The sequence below is a fragment of the Emticicia sp. MM genome (genome assembly GCF_001649495.1).
In genome coordinates this window covers 1-5,261 of sequence record NZ_LXHX01000063.1, presented here as the reverse complement: position 1 = coordinate 5,261, position 5,261 = coordinate 1, and the positions used below count along the sequence as shown (strand labels likewise).

General features: G+C 32.5%; 5 protein-coding genes. 2 read left to right on the top strand and 3 right to left on the bottom strand.

Features of this window, described 5'->3' with window-relative positions; all coding sequences use genetic code 11:
* Both A6M55_RS17425 and A6M55_RS07820 read left to right on the top strand, forming a co-directional pair.
* Window positions 1-510 (top strand): uridine kinase (locus A6M55_RS17425; RefSeq protein ID WP_229235490.1); only part of this gene is annotated, 510 nt, incomplete at its 5' end.
* A gap of 88 nt (window positions 511-598) precedes the next feature.
* Window positions 599-1,477 carry a bifunctional 5,10-methylenetetrahydrofolate dehydrogenase/5,10-methenyltetrahydrofolate cyclohydrolase gene (locus A6M55_RS07820; RefSeq protein ID WP_064197143.1) on the top strand — a complete coding sequence of 293 codons (879 nt, stop codon included), beginning with the start codon at window positions 599-601 and terminating at the stop codon, window positions 1,475-1,477.
* Window positions 1,478-1,513: 36 nt separating this feature from the next.
* Here A6M55_RS07820 and A6M55_RS17300 read toward each other — a convergent pair whose 3' ends face one another.
* From A6M55_RS17300 to A6M55_RS07805, 3 genes are all read right to left on the bottom strand, one after another.
* Window positions 1,514-1,702 carry a T9SS type A sorting domain-containing protein gene (locus tag A6M55_RS17300; protein ID WP_015030799.1) on the bottom strand — a complete coding sequence of 63 codons (189 nt, stop codon included), beginning with the start codon at window positions 1,700-1,702 and terminating at the stop codon, window positions 1,514-1,516.
* Between the two features lie 171 nt (window positions 1,703-1,873).
* Window positions 1,874-3,343 (bottom strand): capsule assembly Wzi family protein, encoded by a 1,470-nt coding sequence (locus A6M55_RS07810; protein WP_082892953.1) that lies wholly within the window; start codon window positions 3,341-3,343, stop codon window positions 1,874-1,876.
* 106 nt (window positions 3,344-3,449) lie between these two features.
* Window positions 3,450-4,688, bottom strand: coding sequence for a DUF819 domain-containing protein (locus tag A6M55_RS07805; RefSeq protein WP_064197141.1), 1,239 nt, complete (start codon window positions 4,686-4,688; stop codon window positions 3,450-3,452).
* Between the last annotated feature and the right edge of the window lie 573 nt (window positions 4,689-5,261).

Below are 5,261 nucleotides of genomic sequence, written 5' to 3'. Positions count from 1 at the left end.
AAAATGATTATTGGAATTGGTGGCGTAAGTCGCTCTGGAAAGAGTACCCTAGCTAATTTGTTAGTAACTTATTTTAGAAAAACAGGTAAAAAAGCAATCATCTTTCACCAAGATGATTTTGTATTTCCAGAAACCCAAATTCCCAAAATAAGAAATAAAACCAACTGGGAATCCCCAGAATCCATTGATTTTGAGTTGTATAAAGAAGTTATTGAACTCTTTAGAAGTAGATTTGATGTAGTTATAGCCGAAGGGCTTTTTGCTTTTTATGATGATGGCATCAATCAATTATATGATAAAAAGTTTCATGTAAAAATATCTAAACGTACATTCCTCATTCGAAGGGCAATGGATATCCGATGGGGCTACGAGCCAACTTGGTTTATTGACCATGTTTGGCAATCTTTTCTAAGATTTGGAAAACCCCATAAAGAATTAAAAGGTGTTGTAAATGTAAGTGGTGAAGACGAATTTGATATGGAAAAAGTTATTAAAGAAATCAATCGTTGAAATAATATTCCTTTAATGAATCACAAAAACCAAATTTATATTTCATAAATATCTTCGTACCTTTGCAACTCATTTAAAATTAGTTCCAATGACAATCATTGATGGTAAACTCATTTCTGCTCAAGTTAAATTAGAACTGAAAGAAGAAGTTGAAAAACTGAAAGCCACAGGTGGCAAAACACCCCATTTAGCAGCAATTTTGGTTGGTGATAACGGTGCAAGTGAAACTTATGTTGCAAGTAAAATCAAATCTTGCGAAGAAATTGGTTTCAAATCTACACTTATTCGCCGTGATTCAAGTACTACTGAAGATGAAATTCTAGAAATCATTCAACAATTAAACCAAGATGATGATATTGATGGATTTATCGTACAGCTTCCATTACCACAACATGTAAACGTTGACAAAGTAATAGAAGCGATTGAGCCTCGAAAAGATGTTGATGGTTTTCACCCAATCAATATCGGAAGAATGGCCAAAGGATTACCTTCATATATCTCAGCAACACCATTTGGCGTTTTAGAATTAATAAAAAGATATAATATTGAAACTGCTGGAAAACACTGTGTGGTTGTTGGAAGAAGCCAAATTGTAGGTTTACCGATGAGTATTCTAATGCAAAGAAATACTTATCCTGGCAATTGTACAGTTTCATTGGTTCACAGTAGAACCCAAAATTTATCAGAAATTACAAAACAAGCAGATATTCTCATTGCTGCACTTGGCAAACCCGAATTTATCACTGCTGATATGGTCAAAGAAGGTGCGGTTGTAATTGATGTTGGATTAACCCGAGTGGTAGATACATCTAAAAAAAGTGGCTTTGCACTTAAGGGTGATGTAAAATTTGATGAAGTTGCTCCAAAATGTAGCTATATTACACCAGTGCCAGGAGGCGTTGGATTAATGACAGTTGCAGCTTTGATGTATAATACATTACTCTCAGCCAAAAGAGAAATTTATTGAAAATATAAGGTATGGTTTAAACCATACCTTTTTTATTTAATTATGATTTACACTAAACTGATGTGTGATCGTCTTTCCATGTGGTAATGATAATTCCACAAAATAAACCCCATCATTGAGTTTATCTACATCAAATTCATTCGATGACTCACTTGATAATTCTTTTATCTCAAGAATTTTTCCTTGCGAGTCTTTTAAAAGTATCTTAGTTTTTAGTTCAGTCATATATTTAAAAAAGAGAATCTTAAATAACAGTTGCACAAATTTCTTTTTAAGACGAGCATTTGATTGAAAAATGTTGCATGGGTTTAATTTAATTAATTTATTTTTATTAAACGGTAGTAAATTAATAGATTCTACACAAATCAAACTGGTAAAATGAAACTTTAAATTGGTTTACCATTTTTTTATGATTGAAATAAACGTACCGTAATTGTCTCTTATCAAATCCCCATGGTCAATAGCAATATTGACATTCAAATCTACTTTTAATCTTCTCAGAGGAATAATTGTATTAATTGAATAAGAAATCTGATTTACTGGCTTTATTTCCCTACCTAACAAACTGGTATTTCCAAAATTTCTACTGTAAGATAAACGATTAGACAAACTTATAGCTCCAATTTGATTCAAAAATGCACCGTAAAAGGCCCAAATTCTATTATTATTGACGAAAACATTATCGTTTCCTAATTTATTTTCATTTCTAATATTTTCTTCTGGAGTTAAGAAAGGAGTTCCAATAGTTCTTCGATTATACGACCATCCATCAAAATATTGTTGATGATTGAACAAAAAACTTTCTTCATTGGGGTGTCTATCGGGCATATTTAACAATCGACCAATACCAGCAACATAACGCCCTTGATTTTTGGTAAATAAATATTCAAAAACGACTCTTTTGAATGAAGATTCAGGTTTTGGTGTAAAACTTATTCCATATAAGCCATCATCAGTATTGGTTAGTCCAAAAAGTTGGCCATCTTCAAATAAAAACTGTCTATAAAGTATTACTTTACTTCTTTTCACTTTGAACTCGGCAGCAGCATCAATGGAGCCTAATTGATTGCCAAAATGATTAGTGGTTTCAAATGCATTATAGGTTTGGTATTTAGAAGAACTCCGCCAAATTGATTTTAATGGTAAAACTACGTTTCCATAAACAAACCAATCAGCAGGAAATTTACCGTTCAGTAATCTATTATCTCCCACAGGAAGTATATTCTTGGGTGTCCCGCCCCACTCCACATTATGAACTAAACCTCCATATAAGAATACCCTTGAAGTAGGATTTCCTATTCTAAGAAATAATGATTTTTGATGTAAATAATGGCCTTTAGTGAAGGTTTGATTCCCAAACCAACCATGAGCAAATGTTCCCTTTACACTCAACCATTTAAAAAATAATTTTGTATAATTGGGAATTCCAATTTGTACCTTCGGGAGCGGAAGAGAATTGCCAGACCATGAAGCAGAACCTGAAGATAAAAGTGTATCAACTATTCCAAAAATTTCCTTTCTCCTGCCTGCATAAAACTCAAAATTTCCAATTCTTGTACACACAAAACCTTCTGGTAATAACAATCGGGGACTTCTACCAAGAATTGTAACAGCTTCAAAACCATAATCAAATTTAAAAAACTTATTAAGTGTATCTTTTTGCGTTTTTATACTTTGTCTGCATAAAAATGCGGGCATATCGGTAGGAATACTACCAAATTGATTGGATGCTTGCCAGAAAGGAAGTTTATTATTTATTGAAAAATAACTTCCTACCTCAAATCTGTAATTAAATTTCTTTATTATACTGTCTTGGGCACTAGATATTAACCTGCTGAAGAGCAGTATAATAATTACCTTTTTCATAATCACTCAAATTAGCTATTTCAAAATATTAGCAATTTTGGTGCCTGAAAGAAAAAATTGTATGTAAAACGAATCTTAAGGTGACAAAACAAATGACAAATGAATTTTACATAGAAATCCATTTCATTATTATTCCTGTCAAATACCCACAATATGTGCCAACTGCATTTCCTAAGATTGCTAACAACACTCCAATAGGAGCCAACGACGGATTAAATGCAGCAGCTACAACAGATGCTGAGGCAACACCCCCTACATTAGCTTGTGAGGCTACTGCTGTAAAGAAAAAGGGAGCACGAACTAAACGTGCTACACAGATGGTAAAAATAGCATGAATCAAAATCCAAATTAAGCCAACTAAGAATAACATTGGGTTCTTAAATGCTTCAAAAATATGCAATTGCATTCCAATCGTAGTAATGAGAAAATAGAGAAACAAAGTGCCAATTTTTGATGCTCCATAATGTTCAAGGTTTCTAACTTTTGTATTAGATAATAAAAAGCCAGAAATTGAAGCAATACTAACAATCCAAAATGATTTCGAGGCTAAACTATAAGCCTTTAAATTAGGATAATTAGTTTCAATAAATGGAGCTACCCTATCTGCTATAAGATGAGCTAATCCTGTGATACCAAAACCTAAGGCAAATAAAATCGTAAGTTCTCTTAAATTTGGATTTACTTGTTTTGAATCTTCAAATTCAACTCTTTTTTGTATTTCAATAATTACTGAATTATCTGCTTTCATTTTAGCATCAATAATAGCCGCCTTACCAACAAAATACAATAAAACTCCGAGCCACAACTCCGCAAATAATACATCGATAACACTCGTCTGAGCAAAAACTGTTGGAGATGGTTGGAATATTTCTTTCAACGCTAATTGATTGGCATTTCCTCCAGTCCAACTACCTGCAATTGTTGCTAAACCTCTCCAAATTTCTTCGCCATCTTTTCCCAAAAAACTAGGGTCAATTAATTTTCCTACCCAAATACCAATTGGCCCGCCAATCATAACGCCAATAGCACCAGCAAAAAAAACAAATAAAGCTTTTCCCCCTAATTGTTTAATGGCCTTGATATCTATACATAATGTAAAGAAAACCAAACACGTAGGTAAGAAAAATTTAGAAGCTGTTTCATCTAATTGCGACTCCGATGCAGAAATAATATTAAATGAACTCAACAAGCCTGGTATAAAAAAACACAATAGAATTGATGGTACTATTTTGTAAAATTTTTCAAAAGCTTTTAATGTGGTAGAATAAAAAATTAACGCCAAAGTAGTCATTAAAAGTCCTAATACTATTGCATCATTTGTAATGAGTGTAGTGCTTTGATTCATCTATTTGATTGGTTGTATTGCATTGCAAGGTAAATTAAAAATAAGAATTTTATTTACTATGAGTTAGCAATTTTTGGGGATTTACTATACATAATAAAATATGGATTGACATAAAACAAAAAAACACGCAAACCTCAACTTGGGATTGCGTGTCGCAATTACACTTCATCAACAAACTAAAAACCAAATAATATTTTTACTAAGCAAAAATACTTAAAAAAAAAGTATGAAAGAAATTTATTTAGTAAAATATTCTTTCACACTTTCGGAATTTTGGCTGTAAGAGGGGGAGTCGAACCGCCCACGGTGCAGTTAGCCACAGTACAAATTTGGTGGTCAATCCCAGTCGACTAAGAAAGTCCGGCATTATGCTGCGTTTATCCCGTAATCACCACCCTCGAGACAGGAGGGCATGGCTGCCAATTTCATCACCTTACAGTATCTATCAAAAGATTCAATTAAGCTTTGTTTGATGCTGCCTTGTTTTACTTTGATGTTACAAAGGTAATACATAAATCATATTCATTACAAATATTTCATAAAAAATATTTAAAATTTTTATTTAATTCAATA

Bases quoted from the DNA above. Each gene is read 5' to 3' on its own strand.
- A6M55_RS07810 (WP_082892953.1), bottom strand. From the start codon at position 3,343: ATGAAAAAGGTAATTATTATACTGCTCTTCAGCAGGTTAATATCTAGT.
- A6M55_RS07805 (WP_064197141.1), bottom strand. From the start codon at position 4,688: ATGAATCAAAGCACTACACTCATTACAAATGATGCAATAGTATTAGGA.
- A6M55_RS17300 (WP_015030799.1), bottom strand. From the start codon at position 1,702: ATGACTGAACTAAAAACTAAGATACTTTTAAAAGACTCGCAAGGAAAA.
- A6M55_RS07820 (WP_064197143.1), top strand. From the start codon at position 599: ATGACAATCATTGATGGTAAACTCATTTCTGCTCAAGTTAAATTAGAA.